This window comes from Pseudomonas sp. B20(2017), assembly GCF_002113125.1.
Lineage (GTDB): Bacteria > Pseudomonadota > Gammaproteobacteria > Pseudomonadales > Pseudomonadaceae > Aquipseudomonas.
In genome coordinates this window covers 42,923-65,180 of record NZ_NEJP01000008.1, presented here as the reverse complement: position 1 = coordinate 65,180, position 22,258 = coordinate 42,923, and the positions used below count along the sequence as shown (strand labels likewise).

At 60.5% G+C, this 22,258-nt stretch carries 21 protein-coding genes, 1 other RNA gene and 1 pseudogene; 15 read left to right on the top strand and 8 right to left on the bottom strand.

The window, feature by feature from the left end; all coding sequences use genetic code 11:
* The first annotated feature begins 116 nt into the window (after positions 1-116).
* The 10 genes from CAF63_RS13610 (at position 117) to CAF63_RS13565 (ending at position 10,141) form a co-directional block, all read left to right on the top strand.
* Positions 117-941 (top strand): (Fe-S)-binding protein, encoded by an 825-nt coding sequence (locus CAF63_RS13610; RefSeq protein ID WP_039769136.1) that lies wholly within the window; start codon positions 117-119, stop codon positions 939-941.
* Entirely contained in the window at positions 938-2,392 is a 1,455-nt protein-coding gene (locus CAF63_RS13605; RefSeq protein ID WP_085685581.1) for a LutB/LldF family L-lactate oxidation iron-sulfur protein, read from the top strand. Before CAF63_RS13610 ends, CAF63_RS13605 begins: the two co-directional genes overlap by 4 nt.
* Positions 2,392-3,063, top strand: coding sequence for a lactate utilization protein (locus CAF63_RS13600; RefSeq protein ID WP_085685579.1), 672 nt, complete (start codon positions 2,392-2,394; stop codon positions 3,061-3,063). The genes CAF63_RS13605 and CAF63_RS13600 overlap by 1 nt, the downstream gene beginning before the upstream one ends.
* Complete coding sequence (locus CAF63_RS13595; protein WP_085685577.1) at positions 3,060-5,882, top strand: FAD-binding and (Fe-S)-binding domain-containing protein; 2,823 nt, start codon at positions 3,060-3,062, stop codon at positions 5,880-5,882. Before CAF63_RS13600 ends, CAF63_RS13595 begins: the two co-directional genes overlap by 4 nt.
* Before the next feature lie 130 nt (positions 5,883-6,012).
* Positions 6,013-6,291, top strand: a complete 279-nt coding sequence (locus CAF63_RS13590; RefSeq protein ID WP_085685575.1) for a hypothetical protein — start codon at positions 6,013-6,015, stop codon at positions 6,289-6,291.
* A 95-nt stretch (positions 6,292-6,386) separates the two neighbouring features.
* Positions 6,387-6,776, top strand: a transfer-messenger RNA (tmRNA) gene (gene ssrA, locus CAF63_RS13585).
* Between the two features lie 67 nt (positions 6,777-6,843).
* Complete coding sequence (locus CAF63_RS13580; RefSeq protein ID WP_085685572.1) at positions 6,844-7,326, top strand: cysteine hydrolase family protein; 483 nt, start codon at positions 6,844-6,846, stop codon at positions 7,324-7,326.
* Between the two features lie 138 nt (positions 7,327-7,464).
* Positions 7,465-7,833: a DUF6124 family protein gene (locus CAF63_RS13575; RefSeq protein WP_085685570.1), complete on the top strand. Its 369-nt coding sequence runs from the start codon at positions 7,465-7,467 to the stop codon at positions 7,831-7,833.
* A gap of 218 nt (positions 7,834-8,051) precedes the next feature.
* Positions 8,052-8,639, top strand: coding sequence for a ribosomal protein S5-alanine N-acetyltransferase (rimJ, locus tag CAF63_RS13570; protein WP_085685568.1), 588 nt, complete (start codon positions 8,052-8,054; stop codon positions 8,637-8,639).
* Positions 8,640-8,707: 68 nt separating this feature from the next.
* Complete coding sequence (locus tag CAF63_RS13565) at positions 8,708-10,141, top strand: glycosyltransferase family 39 protein (RefSeq protein ID WP_085685566.1); 1,434 nt, start codon at positions 8,708-8,710, stop codon at positions 10,139-10,141.
* A gap of 65 nt (positions 10,142-10,206) precedes the next feature.
* Here the strand turns inward: CAF63_RS13565 and CAF63_RS13560 are convergent, their stop codons facing one another.
* Together CAF63_RS13560 and CAF63_RS13555 are read right to left on the bottom strand one after the other, a co-directional pair.
* Complete coding sequence (locus CAF63_RS13560) at positions 10,207-11,028, bottom strand: phosphatase PAP2 family protein (RefSeq protein ID WP_085685564.1); 822 nt, start codon at positions 11,026-11,028, stop codon at positions 10,207-10,209.
* A complete protein-coding gene (locus CAF63_RS13555) occupies positions 11,025-11,696 on the bottom strand; it encodes a histidine phosphatase family protein (RefSeq protein ID WP_085685562.1) in 672 nt (223 codons plus the stop codon). The genes CAF63_RS13560 and CAF63_RS13555 overlap by 4 nt, the downstream gene beginning before the upstream one ends.
* Before the next feature lie 244 nt (positions 11,697-11,940).
* Here CAF63_RS13555 and CAF63_RS29260 point away from each other — a divergent pair.
* The 4 genes and pseudogenes from CAF63_RS29260 to CAF63_RS13540 all read left to right on the top strand — a co-directional run.
* Positions 11,941-12,954 (top strand): annotated as a pseudogene (locus CAF63_RS29260) (methyl-accepting chemotaxis protein); the annotation flags it as partial.
* A gap of 42 nt (positions 12,955-12,996) precedes the next feature.
* Positions 12,997-13,860: a methyl-accepting chemotaxis protein gene (locus CAF63_RS29255; RefSeq protein ID WP_371321019.1), complete on the top strand. Its 864-nt coding sequence runs from the start codon at positions 12,997-12,999 to the stop codon at positions 13,858-13,860.
* Positions 13,861-14,327: 467 nt separating this feature from the next.
* Positions 14,328-14,711, top strand: a complete 384-nt coding sequence (locus CAF63_RS13545; RefSeq protein ID WP_085685558.1) for a DUF6124 family protein — start codon at positions 14,328-14,330, stop codon at positions 14,709-14,711.
* 239 nt (positions 14,712-14,950) lie between these two features.
* Positions 14,951-15,979, top strand: coding sequence for an AraC family transcriptional regulator (locus CAF63_RS13540; protein WP_085685556.1), 1,029 nt, complete (start codon positions 14,951-14,953; stop codon positions 15,977-15,979).
* On the opposite strand, the gene CAF63_RS13535 is transcribed toward CAF63_RS13540, so the two are convergent.
* The 4 genes from CAF63_RS13535 to CAF63_RS13520 all read right to left on the bottom strand — a co-directional run bounded on the left by CAF63_RS13535 (position 15,976) and on the right by CAF63_RS13520 (position 20,146).
* Positions 15,976-16,344: a glyoxalase superfamily protein gene (locus tag CAF63_RS13535; protein ID WP_085685554.1), complete on the bottom strand. Its 369-nt coding sequence runs from the start codon at positions 16,342-16,344 to the stop codon at positions 15,976-15,978. The two genes, CAF63_RS13540 and CAF63_RS13535, sit on opposite strands and share 4 nt — an antisense overlap.
* 117 nt (positions 16,345-16,461) lie before the next feature.
* A complete protein-coding gene (locus CAF63_RS13530) occupies positions 16,462-17,919 on the bottom strand; it encodes a D-aminoacylase (RefSeq protein WP_085685552.1) in 1,458 nt (485 codons plus the stop codon).
* Between the two features lies 1 nt (position 17,920).
* Positions 17,921-18,781, bottom strand: a complete 861-nt coding sequence (locus tag CAF63_RS13525; protein WP_007953817.1) for a MurR/RpiR family transcriptional regulator — start codon at positions 18,779-18,781, stop codon at positions 17,921-17,923.
* A 15-nt stretch (positions 18,782-18,796) separates the two neighbouring features.
* Positions 18,797-20,146 carry a GntP family permease gene (locus tag CAF63_RS13520; protein ID WP_085685839.1) on the bottom strand — a complete coding sequence of 450 codons (1,350 nt, stop codon included), beginning with the start codon at positions 20,144-20,146 and terminating at the stop codon, positions 18,797-18,799.
* Between the two features lie 257 nt (positions 20,147-20,403).
* Here CAF63_RS13520 and CAF63_RS28835 point away from each other — a divergent pair, with 257 nt between their 5' ends.
* The gene (locus tag CAF63_RS28835) at positions 20,404-20,565 is read left to right on the top strand and encodes a hypothetical protein (RefSeq protein WP_170929807.1); all 162 of its coding nucleotides are present in this window, start codon (positions 20,404-20,406) and stop codon (positions 20,563-20,565) included.
* Between the two features lie 9 nt (positions 20,566-20,574).
* On the opposite strand, the gene CAF63_RS13515 is transcribed toward CAF63_RS28835, so the two are convergent.
* Positions 20,575-21,192, bottom strand: coding sequence for a Fic family protein (locus CAF63_RS13515; protein WP_064593310.1), 618 nt, complete (start codon positions 21,190-21,192; stop codon positions 20,575-20,577).
* A 142-nt stretch (positions 21,193-21,334) separates the two neighbouring features.
* Positions 21,335-22,228, bottom strand: a complete 894-nt coding sequence (locus CAF63_RS13510; protein ID WP_085685550.1) for an NAD-dependent epimerase/dehydratase family protein — start codon at positions 22,226-22,228, stop codon at positions 21,335-21,337.
* Between the last annotated feature and the right edge of the window lie 30 nt (positions 22,229-22,258).

The window sequence follows — 22,258 nt, the reverse complement described above, 5'->3', positions numbered from 1 at the left end:
TCGTGATTCCGGCGTCAGCAATTCACAACCCGGTCTGTAAGGCTGCTGAAAGCAACGCGCTCTATATTCGGCAGCCTCAACAGACGGATAACCGGGCCCACCCGGAGACACGCCTGATGAGCGAGCTTTTTTACAACGCTGTGCCCAACGCCACTCGCGTCGCACCGCCACTGCCCGAACCCCGGCAATACCCCAGCGAGAAACCGTCGCGGGTCTACCTGTTCGGCACGTGCGTGGTCGACCTGTTCTACCCGGAAGCCGGGATGGACGCGATCCACTTGCTGGAACGCGAAGGCATCCGGGTCGACTACCCGCAAGGGCAGAGCTGCTGTGGACAACCGGCCTACACCTCGGGTTACACCGAGCAGGCACGGACGGTAGCGCGCTCGCAACTGGCGCTGTTTGCCGGGGACTATCCGGTGGTGGTGCCGTCGGGTTCGTGCGCCGGAATGATCCGCGAGCATTACGCCGACTTGTTCAAGGACGAGCCGGAAACTTTGAAACAGGTTCAGGCCCTCGCGGCCCGCACCTATGAATTGGCCGAGTTTCTGCTGTTCGTCTGCAAGGTGCAGCTCAAGGACAGCGGCGAGCCGGTGAAAGTGGCGCTGCACACCTCGTGTTCGGCGCGACGGGAAATGAACACCCACCTGCACGGCCGCGAGTTGTTGGCGCAGTTGAGCAACGTGGAACGGGTCAATCACGACCATGAAAGCGAATGCTGTGGCTTCGGTGGGACATTCAGCGTCCGTATGCCAGACATTTCCGGCGCGATGGTGGCTGACAAGACCCGGGCGTTGAAGGAATCCGGCGCTCATCAGGTACTCAGTGCCGATTGCGGCTGCTTGATGAACATCAACGGCTCGCTGGAAAAACAGCAGGAAGCGCTGCGCGGGCAACACCTGGCGAGCTTCCTCTGGCAACGAACCGGAGGTGCGCGATGAGCACTTCCACGATTATTCCTACGGTTGCCGTAGAAGAAGATTTCCGCACCCGGGCGCACAACGCCCTGGGTGATTCGCAGTTACGGAACAACTTCCGCACTGCGATGGATTCACTGATGACCAAGCGGGCAGCGGCTTTCAGCGATGCCCACGAAAGAGAACACCTGCGTGAACTGGGCAATGCTATCCGTGCCCGCGCGCTCTCCAAGTTGCCCGAACTGCTCGAGCAACTGGAACAGAACCTGACTCGCAACGGTGTGACAGTGCACTGGGCGGAAACGGTGGACGAGGCCAATGGCATCGTCCTTTCGATCATCCGCGCTCACGAGGCGCGGCAAGTGATCAAGGGCAAATCGATGGTCAGCGAAGAGATGGAGATGAACCATTTCCTCGAGGCTCGGGACATTGAATGTCTGGAGTCCGACATGGGGGAGTACATCGTCCAGCTCGACCACGAGAAGCCTTCTCACATAATCATGCCGGCAATCCACAAGAATGCCGGTCAGGTCGCGTCCTTGTTCCACGACAAACTTGGCGTGGAATACACCAAGGACGTTGACCAACTCATTCAGATCGGTCGCAGGGTCCTGCGGCAGAAATTCTTCGAAGCGGACATCGGCGTTTCCGGTGTCAACTTCGCCGTGGCCGAAACCGGCACCCTGCTGCTGGTGGAAAACGAAGGCAACGGCCGCATGACCACCACCGTGCCGCCGGTGCACATCGCCGTCACCGGCATCGAAAAGGTCGTGGAAAACCTGCGCGACGTGGTGCCGCTGCTGTCATTGCTGACCCGCTCGGCGCTGGGCATTCCGATCACCACTTACGTCAACATGATCTCCGGCCCGCGCAAGGAGCACGAACTCGACGGCCCGCAGGAAGTGCATCTGGTATTGCTCGACAACGGTCGCAGCCAGGCGTTTGCCGACAGTGAATTGCGCCAGACACTGAACTGCATCCGCTGTGGCGCCTGCATGAATCATTGCCCGGTTTACACCCGCGTCGGCGGCCATACCTACGGCGAGGTTTACCCCGGCCCGATCGGCAAAATCATCACCCCGCACATGGTCGGCCTGGCGAAAGTCCCGGATCACCCGAGTGCGTCTTCGTTGTGCGGCGCCTGCGGTGAAGTGTGTCCGGTAAAAATTCCTATTCCCGCACTGCTGCGCCGCCTACGCGAAGAGAACGTCAAAGCCCCCGACTCGCCACATCAAGTGATGCGCGGCCAGGGCAGCAAATATTCGCGCAAGGAACGCTTCATCTGGAACGCCTGGGCGAAGCTCAACAGCTCGCCGACCTTGTATCGAATGTTTGCGTTTTTTGCCACACGCCTGCGCGCATTGGCGCCGAACAATGTCGGCCCTTGGACGCAGAACCACAGCGCGCCGAAACCCGCTGCCCGCTCATTGCATGACATGGCTCGCGAACACCTGGCCAAACAAGGAGACCGTTGATGAGCGCCAAGCAAAATATCCTCGGCAAGTTACGGAAAAGCCTGACCGGCACCACACCGATTGCCGACAACTTCGACGTCGATCTGGTGACCCAGCCTTACACCTACAGCGCCGAACAACGCATCCCGCAACTGCGCAAACTGATGGAAGCGGTGCACACCGAAATCCATCTGACCTCCGCTGATGCGTGGCCGGCGCTGCTGGCGCAATTGCTGCGCGACCGCCAGTTGCCGAGCCTGCTGATCGCACCGACGACGCCCCACGGGCAGCGCATCACACAACACTGGGCGAATAATCCGGATCTGCCGGCACTGAAATCCTACGACCGGCCGATGGAAGAGTGGAAAGCCGAGCTGTTCAACGACACCCCGGCCAGCCTCACCGGCACCCTCGGCGCGATTGCCGCCACCGGCAGCCTGATTCTCTGGCCAACCCGCGCAGAACCACGGCTGATGAGCCTTGTACCGCCGGTGCATTTCGCCCTGCTCAAGGCCAGCCAGATCCGCGACAACTTCTATCAGGTGCAGCAGGAATTCGAGTGGGCGCAAGGCATGCCGACCAACGCGCTGCTGGTGTCCGGCCCGTCGAAAACCGCCGACATCGAACAAGTCCTGGCCTACGGCGCCCACGGCCCGAAAGACCTGGTGGTATTGATCCTGGAGGACCAATGACCTTACCGGCGACTTTCCTGCGCGATGCGCAGCAACTGATTCCGGCCGAACGGCGTTTCGACGATCCGCTGTCGACCCTGGCCTTCGGCACCGATGCCAGCTTCTACCGGTTGATTCCGCAACTGGTGATCCGCGTCGAATCGGAAGACGAAGTGGTGGCGCTGCTGAAACTGGCCCAGCGAGATCAGGTCCCGGTGACATTCCGCGCCGCCGGCACCAGCCTATCCGGCCAGGCGATCAGCGATTCGGTGTTGATCGTGCTTGGGGATAACTGGAACGCGCGCGAGATCCGCGGGCAAGGCACGCAGATCCGCCTGCAACCGGGCGTGATCGGTGCCCAGGCCAACGCGTGGCTGGCCCCATTCGGGCGCAAGATCGGCCCGGATCCGGCGTCGATCAATGCCTGCAAAATCGGTGGCATCGTCGCCAACAACGCCAGCGGGATGTGCTGCGGCACTGCGCAAAACACCTATCACACGCTGGCCGGGATTCGTCTGGTGCTGGCCGACGGCACACGCCTCGACACCGAAGATGCCGCCAGCGTCGAGGCGTTTCGAGTCAGCCACGGTGAATTGCTGGAATGTCTGGCGACCTTGGGCCGCGAGACCCGCGCCAATGCCGAACTGGCCGCGAGAATCCGCCACAAATACCGTCTGAAAAATACCACCGGCCTGTCGCTCAACGCCCTGGTGGATTTCGATGAACCTGTGGATATCTTGAGCCACTTGCTCGTCGGTTCCGAAGGCACGCTTGGCTTCATCAGCGCAGTGACCTACGACACGGTGATCGACCACCCGAACAAGGCCTCGGCGCTGATCGTTTTCCCGGATGTGGAAACCTGCTGCAACGCCGTCACCGTGCTGAAAAGCCAACCTGTCTCCGCCGTGGAACTGCTCGACCGCCGCAGCCTGCGCTCGGTGCAGGACAAACCCGGCATGCCGGCTTTCGTACAGCAGCTGTCGAACAATGCCTGCGCGCTGTTGATCGAATCCCGCGCCGCCTCTTCCACTTTGCTGCAGGAACAACTGGCGCAGATCATGGCGTCGCTCAGCGGCTTCCCGGTGGAGAAACAGGTCGACTTCACCGAAGACCCGGTCGAAAACGCCCGCCTCTGGGCGATCCGCAAAGACACCTTCCCCGCCGTCGGCGCCGTACGCAAGACCGGCACCACGGTAATCATCGAAGACGTCACCTTCCCGGTGGAACAACTGGCCATCGGCGTGAACCGTCTGATCGAGCTGTTCGACAAACATCACTACGACGAAGCGATCCTTTTCGGACACGCGCTGGAAGGCAATCTGCACTTCGTCTTCACCCAAGGTTTCAACAGCGCGGAAGAAGTCGCACGCTATCAGGCGTTCATGGACGACGTGGCGCAACTGGTGGCCGTGGAGTTCGGCGGCTCGCTTAAGGCGGAACACGGCACCGGACGCAACATGGCGCCCTTCGTCGAACTCGAGTGGGGCAGCGACGCCTATCAGTTGATGTGGCAGCTCAAACGCCTGCTCGACCCCAACGGCATTCTCAATCCGGACGTGGTGCTCAGCGAAGATCCGCAGATCCACCTCAAGCACCTGAAACCGCTGCCGGCGGCTGACGAGATTGTCGATAAATGCATCGAGTGCGGTTTCTGCGAGCCGGTCTGCCCCTCGAAAGGCCTGACCCTGAGCCCGCGCCAGCGCATTGTGATCTGGCGCGATATTCAGGCACGAAAACGCGCCGGAATCGACACCACCGAACTGGAAAAAGCCTACGAGTACCAAGGGATCGATACCTGCGCCGCGACCGGTTTGTGTGCGCAACGTTGCCCCGTAGGCATTAACACCGGCGAGCTGGTGAAAAAGCTGCGCGGCCGTCACGCCACACATACGAAAACCGCCAACTTGATCGAAGGAAATTTCGCCACCACCCTGCAAGGTGCGCGTTTCACCCTGCACGTGGCCAACGGTGCGCGGATGTTGTTGGGAGCACCGCGCCTGGCGAAACTTTCAGCGACCCTGACGCGGTTGTCCAAAGGTCAGGTGCCGCTGTGGACCAACGCGATGCCGCAGCCGGAAAAAGCCATTCGCTTCAGCCCGGCCGTGTCGGACGAACGCCCGCGCGTTGTGTACTTGGCAGCGTGCGTCTCGCGAGTGATGGGGCCGGCAGCGGGCGACAAGGAGCAGATGTCGCTGTACGACAAAACCCGTGGCCTGCTGGAAAAGGCCGGGTATCAGGTGGTGTTCCCGGACAATCTGGACAACCTCTGCTGCGGCCAGCCCTTCGCGTCCAAAGGCTATGCAGAGCAGGCTGAACACAAGCGACAGGAACTGATCGGCGCATTGCTCCAGGCCAGTCGCGGCGGGCTCGATCCGATCTATTGCGACACCAGCCCCTGCACGCTGCGGCTGGTGCAGGATGTGGGAAATGTTCGCCTTGATCTGTATGACCCTGTGCGATTCATCCGTACGCATCTGATGGATCGTCTCGAGTTCACGCCGCAGGAGGCTCCGATTGCCGTTCACGTGACCTGCAGTACTCAGCATCTGGGGGAAAGCCAGGCGCTGATCGACCTCGCGCGCAAATGCAGCAAGACGGTTGTGATTCCGGAAGGCATTCACTGCTGCGGTTTCGCCGGCGACAAGGGTTTCACCACGCCGGAGCTCAACAGCCACTCCCTGCGAACGCTCAAGGACGCGGTGCAACAGTGCAGCGAAGGGATTTCCACCAGCCGCACCTGTGAGATCGGTCTGACGCAACACGGCGGCATCGACTACCACGGTCTGGTGTATCTGGTGGACCGAGTGACCCGAGCCAAAGCCCCCGCAACCGCCCTCTGAAGAAAAATAGAACCCTTGCGAGCGACCGCAGTCCACAGAGCAGGCCCCGAACAATCGGGGCTTGTCCTCCATTCGGTTGCCCGTCCTGACGGCCAGCGAAGTCTGGATCCCTCAGTTCAAGGAGATTCATATGAAACGTTCTGTACTGTTAGGTCTGTTCGTTACTGCCTCGATGATGGCGTCTGCTTCGTTCGCCGCCGACAAGCCCGCCGATTTGTGCGATGCCAATCTGCAAACCATCAACAACGCCAAGGCCCAAGCCATGTCGTCGCCTGACCTGAGTCAAAGGGTAGAGGCCAGTGTGCAAAAGGCCCAGGCACTCAAGGCCCAAGGCAAGATCGATGAATGCGTGGCTGAAACCCAGCAAACCATTCTGGAAATCCGCAAAACCAGCGGAACCAACAACTGATCGAAGCTCAGGCCAACCTTCGGGTTGGCCTTGTGAGCCGTTTGGCGTACACTGCGCAGGCTTGTTGCTCACAAGATACACAGAGCACCAGGCTCGGGGCCGTTTAGGATTCGACGCCGGTTGCGAAACTCTAGGTGCATGCCGACTTGGTAACAGAAGTCGTAAATCCACTGTTGCAACTACTTATAGTTGCCAATGACGACCAATACGGTGCTGCTCTCGCTGCTTAATTGCAGCTGACATGCACTCCTGGTACCTTCGGGTCCAGCAATCATCAGGGGATGTCTGTAAACCCAAAATGATTGTCATATAGAACAGAATCGCCGTGCAGTACGTTGTGGACGAAGCGGCTAAAACTTACACAACTCGCCCAAAGCACCCTGCCCGTCGGGTCGCTGAGGGTTAACTTAATAGACACGGCTACGCATGTAGTACCGACAGCGGAGTACTGGCGGACGGGGGTTCAAATCCCCCCGGCTCCACCAACTCTCAACGACAAGGCCCGCCCAGTGCGGGCCTTGTCGCATCTGGAGATTCACCCCGGGAGACCTCATGCGCCAGGCACTGCTGATCATCGACGTCCAACCCAGCTTCTCCCCGCCGCAATGGCTGATCGACGGCATTCAATCACTGATCGGCAAGCTGCCAAGCGTCGCCACGGTCGAGCGCCATGATGAAACCCGCACACCTTTCCAGCGCCAGCTCGGCTGGCATCCGGCAGCGGACGATGACAGCCTGATCGCCGCAGACCGCATCTTCATCAAATACGGCTACGCGCCCTCCCCGGACACAATCGAATACCTGAAAAGCCTGAATCTGGGTCGCGTGCTGGTCTGCGGCTTGCAAACCGAAACCTGCTGCCTCGCTGCCGGGTTTGCTTTGTTCGATGCCGGTTTGCAGCCGACGTTGCTCACGGACCTGACGGTGGGTTCGTCGCTGGATCGTTCGGGTGGGCTGGGTGTGCGGTTGTGGGAACATCACTTCAAGCACACGCTGACGTCGAGTGAACTTCGCTCTTGTTTGCAGGCGTCCTAGGAAATTTCCCGCAACCCACATCGAATTCCATGAACTGGTTCAAGATGCTTCCAAACGCTAGTCTTCGCGCTCCGCTGCAACCCGGCAGATGGTTTACCAAAGGAATTCGCCGGGAGCCTGAAACCATGGAGCCTCGTCATGAAAAAAGACACCCGAAGCCTGCCCGATCAAACACCGACTCACGAAACCGAATCGAAAGAACCGGCTGTGCTTGCCCAGCCTCAGGAATACGTGAGAAAGCCGCGTCGCACCCTGCCGTTCAACGAGATTTTCTCCGTGCGCACCGATGTGGACACGGCCACTCTGCTGACCCATGCCTGTGAGACCCTAGCGGCGCTGAATATGATGACGGCGAACATCGCCGATGATTTCACAGGCTCTCAACGCAGCCGGTTGCTGGCGATCCGACAGCTGTCGATCATGACCGAAATGCTGGTCAATCGTGCCGTGGAGAACCTTGATCCGGTGAATCTGGTGCCTCGTACGACGGCGCCTGTTGTGCACTGAAAAAACGACCGTTCGTCGATGACGCAAGTCGTTCATCGACATGAACTTTTCTTCACCCCGGCGGCGGTGATGGGCGTGTAAATTGGCCTCGCTCATTCAAGAAACTACGGTTCGCCCGCGCTCCTGCGGGCTTTTTTTCGCCCGCAATTTGGCGGCGATTTGTGTTTTCCTGCCTGCCGGGCAATTCTGGTGATCAATCCCGAGACCCGGAGCACCCGATGCCGCTGCTGACCCTGCCCTGTCAACGCCTGACGCTCGCGGTACTCGACCCGGATCAGGCGGCGCTGGAAAGCGCTTTCTACCAGCGCAATCAACGTCACCTCGCGCCGTGGTCGCCGATTCGTACCACCGATTACTTTTCCACTGAACAGATCCGCCGACGCCTTGAAATCCAGGCCAGCGCCTTCGAAGCCGGGCTCGCGGTGCATATGGCGTTGCTGACTCCGGATGGCGAGCAGATGATCGGCGCCTGCAATTTCAGCGGGATCATCCGCGGTGCGTTTCAGGCGTGTTATCTGGGTTATCACATCGACGAGGCGCATCAGGGCAAGGGTTTGATGCAGGAAGCGCTGGAGGCGGCCATCGCCTACATGTTCGACACCCAGAACCTGCACCGGATCATGGCCAACTACATTCCCGGCAATGAGCGCAGCGCCCGGTTGCTGGAGCGCCTCGGGTTCGAGCGTGAAGGCTATGCCAAGGCGTACCTGAATATTGCCGGGCGCTGGCAGGATCATGTGCTGACGGCGCGGGTCAATCCGCGTTTCGAAACGCCGGAGCAACGCTGGTCGCGGCCGCTGTCGTGACGTTCACAAATTATTAAGGATTGGCCGCGTAAGCTCGGGTTTCCGCTCATTTCCGGTTGCCTGAACCCATGTCGCGTGCCGCCTCTTCCCTGCTTCTGCTTGCCGCCCTGCTGTTCTTTTTCGCCCTTGGCAACCATCAACTGCAAGGCTCCACCGAGGCCCGGGTGGCGGGCATTGCGATGGAGATGCACCTGGACAACGACTGGGTGACGCCGCGTCTGTTTGGCGAGCCCTTTCTGGAAAAACCGCCCCTGAGCCTGTGGCTGGACGCCGGCGCCCTGCGTATTTTCGGCGTCTCGCCCTGGTCGGTGCGACTGGCGTCGGCAGTGGCCGGGTTGCTCAGTGTGATGCTGCTGTACGCCATGTTGCGTCGCTTCGAACGCCCAAAGGCCATCGCCTGGACGGCGGGGATTCTGCTGGCGACCATGGCCAGTTACTGGAGCAACGTGCGCGGCGTCGGCGAGGATGCGTTGCTCGCCCTCGGTGTGACTGCGGCATTGCTGGCGTTCTTCCAGGCGCAGCGAGCACCGACTCCAGGCAATTCGTTGCTGTTTATCGCCGGGATCGCCATCGCCACGTTGAGCAAAGGCGTGCTCGGACTGGCGATGCCGGGCGTGGTGATTCTCGCTTTTCTGCTGGCCGACAACCTGATGGACAAGCGCTTCAAACTGACGGACTGGCTGCGTCCGGGCTTGCTGACCGTTGTCGGTCTGATCCCGCTGATGATCTGGCTCGCCGTGCTCTATCAGCGCGGCGGCGTCCAGGCGGTCAGCGAAGTGTTGCTGACCAACAGCGTAGGACGTTTCAGCGGATCGTTCGTTGAAGCCGGCCACTACGAGCCGTTCTACTACTACCTCGCCAAGCTGCCGCAGGCGTTTCTGCCCTGGAACATTCTGGTGTACCTGGGCCTGTGGCACTTTCGCAAGGAACTGAAGGCCAATCGTTACCTGCTGTTTTTCAGCCTGTGGATCATCGCGCAGTTCATTCTGCTGACCCTGGCTTCGAGCAAACGCACGGTTTACCTGATGTCGATGACGCCCGCAGCGGCAGTGATTGCAGCGGAATATGCGGGCGTGCTGTTCGACAAGTTGAAGGATCACAAGAATGGTTTTGTCGGACGAATCGCCCGTCATCGTCAGCCACTGGCGGCGGGGATACTGACGATTGTCATCGCCAGCTACCTTGGCGCCGCGCAATGGGCACTGCCGAACGCCGATAAACACCTGTCGTTCCTGCCGCTGACCGAACACATCCAGTCGCTGCAAGCGAGCGGCAATCAGGTCGCGCTGTTTCAAGCCAACGAACGGGTCGGCGGCGCCAGCGTGTTTTATACCCGAAGCGTCCTCAAGGGCCTGGATACCGATGCACAGCTGCGGGATTTTCTCAGTGCATCGCCATCGAACATCGCCGTGATCTCGGGAGACAGCGAACCCGTCGCCCCGCTGAAAGTCCACAAGACCATGATGGTCGGGCGCCAGGCGTATTACTTCGTGGGCTATTGAAACCACCACAGCACAAACGAAAAACCCGCCGGTGATGGCGGGTTTTTCATTTCAGCGGCGAGGACTCAGAGAGAAACCTCAGGCTGTGCGCCGAACACTTTCCGCTCACGTTTGCTCAACACCGGTAATTCCAGACGAGCCCGCCCGTAGAACGCCAGCGCCGTCAGCAAACACGCCAACCACACGAAGATCCCGGCCCAGAACGTGTGGGACATGTAGTGCCAGCCCTGTAGGACTCGCGTAGTGCCGTAGACAAAACCGAGCAGCAGCGAGCCCCACAGCAATGCGCTGGAAAAGCGCCATTGATACCGACGCCCCACGAAATACAGCGCCAGCATGGTGAAACCACCGGAAGCATGGCCACCCGGCCAGCAACGCCCCTCACCCGCTTCGTGGAACAGCTGGAAATTGTTGTACCACTCGATGTGCGGCATCTTTCCGCCGTACAGCGTGGTCTCGATCGGGCAGTAAACGCTGGTGTGCGCCTTGAGGAAATGGATCACCCCGGTGCAGACGGCGAAAGCCACCACCACAAACAGAAAATCCCTACGGTGCTCGGCGGCAAATCGCAGCACCGGCGCGACTTTACTGCGCTCGAGAAAACCGCCCAGACGCGGATGCTTTGGCGGTTTCACCAGCGGCCAGACAAACGACAACATGGCGCCGATCAAGGCAATTTCCGCCGTCCAGTTCGGAATGATCCGCGCCCACTTGTGGGTGAGTTTTTCAAAGAAATGAATCTTGTCGAGCGGGAATGTGTGGGTCAGTGGATCGAACAGCAGGTTGCTGAAGGCGATGTCGATATTGGTCATGTCGAACATCAGAAAAACCACGGCTGCACAGAGCAGCGGGATGCCGAAGTTGTAAGCGTAAAAGCGGGAGTTCATCGGGTGGTCACCGTGCGCCAGTCGGAGGCTTCAATAAAACCGAGCATTTTTGGAGCCGCCGGGCTGGCGGCGGAAACAAACAGCGATGCGCCGTACCCCAGGGTCGAGGCCGGCACCTTGAGGTCTTTTTCCAGCTGCGCCATGCATTCGCTGTGGGTCACCAGAATCAGGTTGCGGCCCGGAATCTTGTGCGCTAACGCGTCCTGCAGCATCCGGCCCTTGCAACTGATCAGCCAGTCTTCGCCGGTTGCGGCTTTGTTGAACATGTAACCGGCGGTCTGCACGGTGCGCATCATCGGGCTGTTGTAGACGTCGGCCTCGTCCAGGCCCAACTGCTCGAACTGGGCGCCGACGCTCACCGCGACACTGCGCGAACGGTCGGTGATGCCGTCATTGCCGCTCAGGCACGGGACTTTCGAGTGATCGCAGCGCTCGACATGGCGCACCAGCACGATGATTTCGCCTTTGCTCCAACCTTCCTTCAGCGCCTTGGCCCCGGCCACGTTGCCGTGGGCAAGGTCCGGCACCGCCGCCGGGGCGAGCAGCCAGAGGGTCAGCGGAATGACCAGCACCGAAGCTGCCAATACCACCCAGGTGTTTCGAAAACGGGCCAGTCCACTCAGATCAACCGAGCGTTTGACGCCGAACAGACTCAGTCGCAATTCCACAAAAAACCGCCATCACTTGTCATTCGATGCCGCGAGGGTAGAGAGGACGGCGTAGGCAGCCGGTGAAACTCATGTGAAAAAAGTCTTGGGATGCGCTTGTTACAAAATCTGTCGGACAAAATCCTTTCAGCTCTCGGATTTGCGGCCGATACAGACCTGCTAACACCCTTGCTGGCTCAAAAGAACAACAATCTTCCAGCCTGACCGACGATCAAGAAGCACAACGTTTTCTGGAGGATTTTTGATGAATAGCTGGTTCGGCAACATCAGCGTAAACCTGAAACTGGGGCTCGGATTCGGCCTCGTCCTGGCACTGACCTGTGTTCTGGCACTCACCGGCTGGACCAGCCTGGGCGGCCTGATTGACCGCAGCAACTGGATGAGCGACATCACCCAGCTCAACGCTGGCCTGACCAAACTGCGCGTGGTGCGCTTGCAATACATGCTGACCAACGGCGATGAAACCGCCGCGCAGAACGTGCAGACCACCCTCGACGGCTTCGCCGCGCAGCAGCAAAAACTGATCGGCAGCTTCAAGAGCCCCGAGAACGTCAAACTGCTCAAGGAGCAGGCGGCGACCATCGCCGAGTACCAGACTTCGCTGAACAAGATGCGTAACGCCTACCGCACCGGCAACACGGCGCGCGACTCGATGGCCACCAGTGCCGCGACGGCTTACGGCCTGATCGAAGCGCTGAGCAACCGAGTCCAGCAAATGCCGCTGAGCGATGAGCGTTTCGAGCAGTTCCAGGCCGTCACCGCCGCCAAGGAAGCGTTCATCTTGGCGCGCTACGAAGTGCGCGGCTACACCGCCACTGCCAACGCCGAGACCGAGCAGAAAGCCGTCGGCCAGCTGGACGTGGCCATCGCCAGCCTCAAGCAGCTGAACGTGCACTTCGCCAGCAGCCAACAGGACGCCCTGCGTCAGCTGGAAACCGCGCTGACCAACTACCGCAGCGCCTTGCAGGCCTTCAAGAACGCCAACACCGATGCGGTGCAGGCGCGCAAGGAAATGACCGACCAGGGCAACCTGATCGTATCGCTGAGCGAGCAGCTGTATCAGATCCAGCTCGACCGTCGTGACGCCGAGAGCGCCCAGGCCCGCACCCTGCAACTGATCAGCACCCTGCTGGCCTTGCTGGTGGGTGTCATCGCCGCTTTCATCATCACCCGTCAGATCACCCGTCCGCTGCAGGAAACCATGGCCGTGGTCGACCGCATCGCCAGCGGCGACCTGAGCCAGAACGTGATCGTCACCCGCCGCGACGAACTCGGCGTGCTGCAACAAGGCATCGCGCGCATGGGCGTGACCCTGCGTGACCTGATCAGCGGCATCCGCGACGGCGTGACCCAGATCGCCAGCGCCGCCGAAGAACTGTCGGCCGTGACCGAGCAGACCAGCGCCGGCGTGAACAGCCAGAAGGTCGAGACCGATCAGGTCGCCACCGCCATGCACGAGATGACCGCCACCGTGCAGGAAGTCGCGCGCAACGCCGAAGAAGCCTCGCAAGCCGCAGCCGCCGCTGACGGCGAAGCCCGCGAAGGCGACAAAGTGGTGAACGAAGCCATCGCCCAGATCGAGCGTCTGGCCAGCGAAGTGGTGCGTTCCACCGAAGCCATGAGCGTGCTGCAACAGGAAAGCGACAAGATCGGCAGCGTCATGGACGTGATCAAGGCCGTGGCCGAACAGACCAACCTGCTGGCCCTCAACGCCGCCATCGAAGCCGCCCGTGCCGGTGAAGCCGGTCGCGGTTTTGCCGTGGTCGCCGACGAAGTCCGTGGCCTGGCCCAGCGCACGCAGAAATCCACCGAGGAAATCGAAGGCCTGGTGGCCGGTCTGCAGAACGGTACGCAACAGGTGTCCGCCGTGATGAACAACAGCCGCGCCCTGACCGACAGCAGCGTCGCCCTGACCCGCAAGGCCGGCGACTCCCTGGAAAACATCACCCGCACGGTGTCGAACATCCAGTCGATGAACCAGCAGATCGCCGCAGCCGCCGAACAGCAAAGCGCCGTGGCCGAAGAAATCAGCCGCAGCATCATCAACGTCCGCGACGTCTCGGAGCAGACGGCAGCGGCGAGTGATGAGACGGCCAAGTCGAGTGTTGAACTGGCGCGGTTGGGTGGGCAGTTGCAGCAGATGGTGAGCCACTTCCGCGTGTAAACCCTGCACACGAAAACCGAAGTACAAAGAAGGGCAGCTGAAAAGCTGCCCTTCTTTCTTGCCCGGAAAATTGCCAACTTCAGGAAGTGGATGACGCGTTCTGAAACGCAATTACACACGCTTGATCAGGGGTGTTTAAGGACACGCCGTGATACGTCCCGAAGCCCACAAAACCTTGCGCCGTTGCCTACGGCTACGCCAGAATCCGCCGGCTTGTGCGCCTTGGGCTGGCTGCGTAATTTGATTGCGTCACTGATTTCCAGTGATCGAACTTAGCGGTTCGGCATACGTTCACGGTTGTACACGTCCGATCCAGTCAGGCATTCGCCTGCACTTGATGGTGGCTGTGCGCATGGCATCTTCGGATGCGCCGGGTTGTGATGCTTACCGGGCCGCTAACTTGCGCACAGCTGCCTCCCTTTTGCTCAGCGGCGAAATGGGCGCAGCCTCATCAGAGGTAAGCATCTATGTTCAAGGTAACGCCAAACCCACCACTCACCGAACCCACAACCCTCCCGGATCCGGCATCCCCCTACGAATGCCCCGGCTCGAAACGCTTCAACGAAGCCGCCGAACGCGCCCTCGATTATCACCTGGGCCCACTCAGCGCCCACATCATGGCCGCGCCCTACAAACCCAACACCCTCTATCAGGCCCACCCCGAAGCCGACACCGAATCCCTGCTGGTGGACGCCAGCGAATCCCTCGGCTCCGCCACCGTCATGCTCAACAATCATGTGGCACTGGTCGAGGGCAGCCACCGCAAGACCCTGCAAGGCATCGCCCAAATCGTGATGATCGCCGAAATGGCCGTTAACCGTGCGCTGGACAAGGTCGTACCGACGGATTGATGCGGGAGGTGGCGAGTGCGGTGCACTCGCCGCTTCTTAATGATCGATCAATGACAAAGCCCGCAGGGCGCGGGCTTTGTCACAGAGACTTAAGGCTTGTCTCGCTCAAATTCTCCAAGGGTTGATCACCTCAACCTCCAACGTTGCGCAAGCGTCAGCCATTTACTTTATTCGCGGATTCAAATTACCTTTCAGAGCGCTCATCCGCCCCCGGCGGCCTCGATCAAGAGGATTCGGTCATGCAATCGCTCGGCTTCACGTCCGTCCCACCGCTGCTCAAGTACCTGCGCCATGCCGAACACCTGGGCCTGGCCATCGAGCCTGCGTTGGCGGCGGCCGGGTTGCAGGCGCAGCAGTTGAGCGACAACAGCCTGCGCCTGCCGGGTGAAACCCATGAACGGTTGCTCGATTACTTTTGCGAGCACTCGGGCGATCCGCTGTTCGGCCTCAATGCCGCGAATTTCGTCCTGCCCAACTCCTGGAGCGTGCTGGGCTACATCACCATGAATTGCGCGACATTGGGCGATGCCATGAGCCGCATCATGCCGTTCGAAAAACTGGTGGGTGACATGGGCGTCAGCCGCGCCGAGGTTCACGAAAACCACGTGCACCTGATCTGGAGCTGCCGCTTTGAGCGCCCGCGAATTCGCCGGCATCTGGTGGAAAACGTGCTCGGCTCCTGGCTGCAATACGCACGCTGGATCGCCGACACCCAACTGTCGCCGGCCGCCGTGTGGCTGGAACACTCGATCCCGGCGGACACCACGCAGGCGCAGTACGAACAGTTTTTCGAATGCCCGGTGCTGTTCGATCAGCCGTATTCCGCGCTGATCGTTCCGCTGCCGTATTTGCAGTTGCCGTTGCGCCAGGCCGATGCGCATTTGCTGCGCACCCTGGAAGAACACGCTCAGAGTCTGATGGCGACACTGGAGGATGCGTCGCTGGAACAGCGGGTCAAAAGCATCCTGCGCCAGTTGCTCAAGGAAGGTCTGCCGCGCGAGGAGCAGGTGGCCGAACATCTCGCCGTGTCGGTGCGCACGCTGCAACGCCAGTTGCATCAGGCCGGCACGTCGTATCAGCAGACTCTCGATGAACTGCGCCAGGAACTGGCCGAGCATTACCTGCTCAACAGCACCCTGCCGATTCAGGACATCGCCCAGTATCTGGGCTTCAGCGAATCACGCTCGTTTCACCGCGCCTTCAAGAGCCGACGCGGGATGCCGCCCGGTGAATTTCGGCAGACTCACCGGGTGTCGAACGACGGCTAGAGGCTGATCGCGTTGGTGAACACCAGACGATTGCCGAACGGATCGGCGATGGTCATGTCCTGGCTGCCCCACGGCATGGCCTGGATGCCCGGATGCGAGAACTTGTAGTTCTTGGCGACCAACTGCTGCTGAAACGCCTCCAGTTCATCGGTCTCGATCCGCAGGGCTGACCCGGGAGTCGCATCGCCGTGGTGTTCAGACAAATGCAGCACGCACTCGCCACGGGAGATTTGCAGGTACAACGGGAAACCGGGCTCGAAACGATGCTGCCAATCGATCTTGAAGCCGAGGAAGTCGACGTAGAACTCCACGGCTTTGGCTTCATCGAAAATCCGCAGGATCGGGGTGGTTTTGCCGAAGCTCATGGGTTGCTCCCTGACTGATTGGCCCCAGCGTGTAGCCGGGGTGAATGTCAGCAATTCGGCCTGGTGATGGCTTTCTTTAATTGCAATGTGCCATCACCGTGACGCAGTCAGCAAAATTCAACGAAAGCCGTCGCGCAGATCGCCCTGGCGCGCCAGGAACCGCCCTGCTGTTTGCCCGTTGGCCTGGCCGTCGCGGTAACTCAAAACACCATTGATCCATACGCCCTCGATGCCTTGGGCGGCGCGTTGCGGGTCGTTGAAGTCCGCCACGTCGCGCACGGTTGCCGGGTCGAACAACACCAGATCCGCCCAGTGTCCTTCACGAATCTCGCCCCTTTCCTTCAGACCGAAACGCGCCGCCGACAGACCGGTCATCTTGTGCACGGCGGTGTGCAGCGGAAACAGCCCGACATCACGACTGAAATGGCCGAGCACCCGTGGGAAAGCGCCCCACAGACGCGGATGCGGGAACGGGTCTTCCGGCAAGCCGTCGGAACCGACCATCGACAGCGGATGAGCGAGGATCTGGCGCACGTCATTCTCGTCCATGCCGTAATACACCGCACCCGCCGGTTGCAGGCGTTTGGCGGCGTCGAGCAACGACAGATTCCATTCGGCGGCGATGTCCATCAGGTCGCGACCGCCCATTTCAGGATGCGGCGTCGACCAGGTGATGGTGATGCGGTGGGCGTCGGTGACCTGCTTCAGATCCAGGGTCGAAGAACTCGCCGCGTACGGGTAGCAATCGCAGCCGACCGGGTGGGTTTTCGCCGCTTCTTCCAACGAGGCGAGCAACTGCGGACTACGGCCCCAGTTACCGGCACCGGCGCATTTGAGGTGGGAAATGATCACCGGCGATCGGGCGTGGCGTCCGATGCGGAAAGCCTCGTCCATCGCTTCCAGCACCGGTTCGAATTCACTGCGCAAATGGGTGGTGTACACCGCGCCAAACGCATTCAGTTCTTCGGTCAGTTGCATGACTTCATCGGTGGAAGCCGAGAACGCACTGGCATACGCCAGCCCTGTGGATAAACCGAGGGCGCCCGCCTCCAGGCTTTCACGCAACTGCTCGCGCATCGCACTGATTTCATCGTCGGTCGCGGTGCGAAACAGATCATCAAGATGATTGCTGCGCAGCGCCGTGTGGCCGACCAGTGCCGCCACGTTCAGCGTGGTGTTGGCCGCTTCGACCGCCGCGCGGTAATCGCTGAAACGTGGATAGACGAATGCGGCGGCCGTGCCGAGCAGGTTCATCGGATCCGGTGGATCACCCTTGAGGCTGACCGGCGCGGCGCTGATTCCGCAGTTGCCGACAATCACTGTGGTCACGCCCTGGCTGAGCTTGGGCAGCATCTGCGGCTGGCGGATCACCACGGTGTCGTCGTGGGTGTGCACGTCGATGAAACCCGGTGCCAGCACACTGCCGGCGGCGTCGATTTCATCGCTGGCGCGGGCCTCGCGCAAGTCGCCGATCTGCGCGATGCGGCCATCGAGGATCGCCACGTCGGCGGTATAACCGGGGCTGTTGCTGCCGTCGATGACCAGGGCGTTGCGAATCAGGGTGTCGTACAGCATGTCAGTCTCCCAGCGGCAGGTGATCGTCGCCGCCACGGTATTCGTCGAGGGCGAGTTTGATCCGCCGCAGACGTTCTTGATTGTCTTCAGGATTGGCCAGCGCCAGCTCGGTGGCCAGCACGTCGATGGCGAGCAGCATGCCGTAGCGCGCCGCCGTCGGTTTGTAGATGAACGAGGTCTCGGCGCCTTGCAGCGGCAGGACAATATCGGCCAGTTCTGCCAGCGGCGAGTCGGCGCGGGTGATGGCGAGAATCCGTGCGCCGTAGTTGCGCGCCAGCGCCACGGTCTCCAGCAGCTCCGGGGTGATGCCGGTCAGCGAACAGACGATCACCACCTGCTCGGCGCTGAGGCTGGCGGCGGTGACGCGCATCATCACTGCGTCGTGGCACACCGCAATCGGGTAGCCGAGGCGCACCAGCCGCACTTGCAGCTCATCGCTGCACAGGGTCGAGCAACCGCCGATGCCGAAGGCGTGAATCATCCGCGCCTGGCCCAGCAGTTTCACCGCATCGGCGAAACGCGATTCATCGAACGCCGCCAGATGCTGGCGAAGCGTGGTTTCAATATCGCCGACGATCTGCCCGTAAAACGCCGACTGTTCGGGCGTGCCCGCCGGGTCGAGAAAACGGCTGCCGACGCCGCTGGCCTGGGCCAGTTGCAGTCGCAGATCGCGCAGGTCGCGACAACCGACAGTGCGGGCGAAGCGCGACAGCGTGGCGGTGCTGACTTCGGCCCGCTGCGCCAGCTCTTCAAGGCTGGCGGAGGCGGCAAATCCTACGTCGTCGAGCATCAGACGGGCGATGCGCCCTTCACCGGCGCTGAAGGAATCCTGACGGGCGCGGATCTGATAGAGGATGTCCATGGCGGAAAGCTCCGACTACAGCAGGTAAGAAAGACCGACGGTCAGGCCGAAAGCGACTACCGAGATCAGGGTTTCCAGCACCGTCCAGGTCTTGAACGTCTGGGCCACCGTCATGTTGAAGTATTCCTTGATCAACCAGAAGCCGCCGTCGTTGACGTGGGAAAAGATAACCGAGCCCGCGCCGGTCGCCAGCACCAACAGTTCCGGGTGTGGATAACCCAGACCGATGGCCACTGGCGCCACCACACCGGAAGCCGTGGTCATCGCAACGGTGGCCGAACCGGTGGCGATGCGCATCAACGCGGCGAACAACCAGCCCATGATCAATGGCGACAGGTGAAATTCGTGGGCCAGGCCGACGATCTGATCGGTGACGCCGGCGTCCACCAGAATCCGGTTCAGACCGCCACCGGCGCCCACCAGAAGCGTGATGCTGGCGGTCGGTGCCAGGCACTCGTTGGTGAATTTGAGGATCGATTCCCGGTTGAAACCCTGCGCAATGCCGAGCGTCCAGAAACTCAACAGCGTCGCCAGTAACAGCGCAATCACCGAGTTGCCGATGAACAACAGGAACTGATTGAAAGCGCTGCCCGGCGTGGAAATCAGATTGGCCCAGCCGCCGATCAGCATCAGCACCACCGGCAACAGAATGGTCGCCATGGTGATGCCGAAACCCGGCAGACTGTCGCGGGGCTCGCGTTCGAGGAATTGTTTTTCCAGCGGGTTATCCGCCGGCAACTGAATGCGCGGCACGATGAATTTGGCGTACAGGGGGCCGGCAATGATCGCCGTCGGAATACCGATGGCAATCGCGTACAGCAAGGTCTGCCCGACCGACGCCTGATAGGCCTGCACCGCCAGCATCGCCGCCGGGTGCGGCGGCACCAGCGCATGCACCACCGACAGACCGGCGACCATCGGCAGACCGACCATCAGGATCGACACGCCAACCCGCCGCGCCACGGTAAAGGCAATCGGCACCAGCAACACGAAACCGACTTCGAAAAACAGCGGCAGCCCCACCAGAAACGCAATGCACACCATCGCCCAGTGCGCGTTTTTCTCGCCAAAGCGCTCGATCAGCGTGCGCGCCATCTGCTCGGCGCCGCCGGACTCGGCCATCATCTTGCCGAGCATCGTCCCCAGCGCCACCACCAGCGCAATGTGCCCCAGTGTCTTGCCCACCCCGGCCTCATACGCCCCCACGACGCCGGACGGCGGCATCCCCGCCACCAGCGCCAGACCGATGGAAATCAGGGTGATGACAATGAACGGATTGAGCCGGTAACGGGCGATCAGAACGATCAGGGCGATGATGGCAACGGCGGCGTACACCAGCAGCCAATAGCCGAAGGACGGTGTCATGCGGTACTCCTCGAAAGGGTCACGTTCGAATGGGTTGTGAAACTCATAAATCATTTCGAGATCGAGTTTTCAAACCAAGTGAAAGTAATTTTCGTGGAGGGATAAGGGTTGTCGTTTTTGGATATGTCTTGTCGCGAATAATGAAAATCGCGGGGTGGGATTTTCATGACCCGGCTGAAGGTTTCGCCCAGGCCACAAGGTTTTCAACATCAGTCCAGGCGCTATACTCGGCAGACGCTTACTATCGAGTTCCTGCCATGACTGCTTCGCGCCGCCGCCCCAAAAAGCTCACTGCCGAAGCGTTGATACGCGCGATTGCTAGCTCGACAGCCATCGAAACGGGTCAGAGCGTCGAATCGATTGAACGCAAGCTGAAGCTCAAGGACAGCAAGTTTCTGCATCTTTCTCTGGCCAAATGAGGTCGTCACTCAAGTCCACAATGCCTGCCGAACCCAATACTCCATGGGTTCGTAATTGCAATTCAGCCCTTGGTTGATTGCCGCAAAATAAGCCTCTTTGTTTCGCTCCCAACTGCTGTAGTCGAGCGGTACATACCCCGCCTGCACCGCCATGACATCCGCCAACAATCGCGACAGACGCCCATTACCCTCGCGAAATGGATGAATCAGGATGAACTCCACGTGCGTGACAGCGATGGCGTGGATCAGGTTTTCATCCAGATCAGGCTTGCAAGGTGTGTATTTGCCAAGACAGTCCCTCTCGAAACCATCAAGCAGTCGGGGAATCTGCGGTGCTGCGGCAAAGAAAAAGCCATCCTTGCCCATATTCACCGCACGCACATCGCCGGCCCATGAATAGAGATTGCCCAACCAGTGTCGGTGCCACTCTTTCAGGTCCTGAACGGTTAATGGCCGATTTGGCAAATGCTCGATGAGCACGAACTGGTACAACTTTTCCAACAGGATGAGCTCTGCGTCATCCATGTCTTCAGGATCGGTTATCCCTAATTTATTGCTCAGTACCTGTTCGTCGGAGCCTGGTTCATAAGAACTTTGCGAGCCCTCGGCATCATAACGATCAACCATCCTTGCCCCTCCTGATGCCACTGAACATTGAAAAGCGCCGGGTGTTGGCCCCGACACCAAGACAAATCCAAAAACACAAACGGCTGCCCAAAGGCAGCCGTTCACAGGTTAGTCGCAAAGCCCTCACGGGTTTAATCAACCCTCACACCATTTCGTTACGAATCCATTCAACCACCGACGTGCGCTTCGGCGCCCAGCCCAGCAGTTCGCGGGCGTGTTTGCCGCGTACCCGGCTGTTGGAGCCGAGGCCGTAGTTGGCCATTTCGTAGCCCCATTCGGCTTCGGCATCCTTCAGCGGCCAGTCTTGTGGCTGGCCGAGGTTCAGGGCTTCGGCCATGGCGGTGGTCATGTCGATGAACGACGCTTCGCCGCTTTCGACGAAGTAGAAGGTGCCCGGGACGTTTTTGGTCAGGGCCAGCAGGTACAGCGACACCACGTCTTCGATGTGCACGTTGGACCAGATGTTCTGGCCGGTGCCGACGTGACGCACCACGCCGCTTTTACGTGCCTGTTTCAGCAGGCGCGGCAGTTGCACGCTGTCGCGATTGACGCCCAGGCTGTGGCCGTAGATCAGGGTGTTGCAGATGACGGCCGAGTTCACGCCGTCCTGCGCTGCGGCGAGGATCAGGTTGTCGATGGCCACGCGTGCAGCCTTGTCGACGGTCGGCTCCGGCAGGTTGTCTTCGAAGTAGATGACATCGCTGGATTTGCCGCCCGACGCATCGCCGACGATGCTCGAACCGCTGGTGTGCAGGAACACTTTGTTCGAGCCGCGCAGGGCATCGAGCAAGGCTTCGACCGCGCCGCGATGGTCGCTGCTGGCGGCGTTGATCACGGCATCGGCGGCGCGGGCCTGTTCGGCCAGCAGCGCTTTGTCGTCGAGGGTGCCGATCACCGGGGTGATGCCCAATGCTTTCAGCTCATTGGCCTGTTCGGCGCTGCGCACAAGACCGGTGACAGTGTGGCCGGCCTGAACCAGGCCGGTGGCGATGGAGCCGCCGATAAAACCGGCAGCGCCGGTGACGAATACGTTCATGGAGAAACTCCCTGCGTGAATAAATGATGG

What these genes read in the sequence shown, in the direction of transcription:
- CAF63_RS13610 (WP_039769136.1), top strand. Translation starts at nt 117, where the DNA reads ATGAGCGAGCTTTTTTACAACGCTGTGCCCAACGCCACTCGCGTCGCA.
- CAF63_RS13605 (WP_085685581.1), top strand. Translation starts at nt 938, where the DNA reads ATGAGCACTTCCACGATTATTCCTACGGTTGCCGTAGAAGAAGATTTC.
- CAF63_RS13600 (WP_085685579.1), top strand. Translation starts at nt 2,392, where the DNA reads ATGAGCGCCAAGCAAAATATCCTCGGCAAGTTACGGAAAAGCCTGACC.
- CAF63_RS13595 (WP_085685577.1), top strand. Translation starts at nt 3,060, where the DNA reads ATGACCTTACCGGCGACTTTCCTGCGCGATGCGCAGCAACTGATTCCG.
- CAF63_RS13590 (WP_085685575.1), top strand. Translation starts at nt 6,013, where the DNA reads ATGAAACGTTCTGTACTGTTAGGTCTGTTCGTTACTGCCTCGATGATG.
- CAF63_RS13580 (WP_085685572.1), top strand. Translation starts at nt 6,844, where the DNA reads ATGCGCCAGGCACTGCTGATCATCGACGTCCAACCCAGCTTCTCCCCG.
- CAF63_RS13575 (WP_085685570.1), top strand. Translation starts at nt 7,465, where the DNA reads ATGAAAAAAGACACCCGAAGCCTGCCCGATCAAACACCGACTCACGAA.
- rimJ (WP_085685568.1), top strand. Translation starts at nt 8,052, where the DNA reads ATGCCGCTGCTGACCCTGCCCTGTCAACGCCTGACGCTCGCGGTACTC.
- CAF63_RS13565 (WP_085685566.1), top strand. Translation starts at nt 8,708, where the DNA reads ATGTCGCGTGCCGCCTCTTCCCTGCTTCTGCTTGCCGCCCTGCTGTTC.
- CAF63_RS13560 (WP_085685564.1), bottom strand. Translation starts at nt 11,028, where the DNA reads ATGAACTCCCGCTTTTACGCTTACAACTTCGGCATCCCGCTGCTCTGT.
- CAF63_RS29255 (WP_371321019.1), top strand. Translation starts at nt 12,997, where the DNA reads ATGGGCGTGACCCTGCGTGACCTGATCAGCGGCATCCGCGACGGCGTG.
- CAF63_RS13545 (WP_085685558.1), top strand. Translation starts at nt 14,328, where the DNA reads ATGTTCAAGGTAACGCCAAACCCACCACTCACCGAACCCACAACCCTC.
- CAF63_RS13540 (WP_085685556.1), top strand. Translation starts at nt 14,951, where the DNA reads ATGCAATCGCTCGGCTTCACGTCCGTCCCACCGCTGCTCAAGTACCTG.
- CAF63_RS13535 (WP_085685554.1), bottom strand. Translation starts at nt 16,344, where the DNA reads ATGAGCTTCGGCAAAACCACCCCGATCCTGCGGATTTTCGATGAAGCC.
- CAF63_RS13530 (WP_085685552.1), bottom strand. Translation starts at nt 17,919, where the DNA reads ATGCTGTACGACACCCTGATTCGCAACGCCCTGGTCATCGACGGCAGC.
- CAF63_RS13525 (WP_007953817.1), bottom strand. Translation starts at nt 18,781, where the DNA reads ATGGACATCCTCTATCAGATCCGCGCCCGTCAGGATTCCTTCAGCGCC.
- CAF63_RS13520 (WP_085685839.1), bottom strand. Translation starts at nt 20,146, where the DNA reads ATGACACCGTCCTTCGGCTATTGGCTGCTGGTGTACGCCGCCGTTGCC.
- CAF63_RS28835 (WP_170929807.1), top strand. Translation starts at nt 20,404, where the DNA reads ATGACTGCTTCGCGCCGCCGCCCCAAAAAGCTCACTGCCGAAGCGTTG.
- CAF63_RS13515 (WP_064593310.1), bottom strand. Translation starts at nt 21,192, where the DNA reads ATGGTTGATCGTTATGATGCCGAGGGCTCGCAAAGTTCTTATGAACCA.
- CAF63_RS13510 (WP_085685550.1), bottom strand. Translation starts at nt 22,228, where the DNA reads ATGAACGTATTCGTCACCGGCGCTGCCGGTTTTATCGGCGGCTCCATC.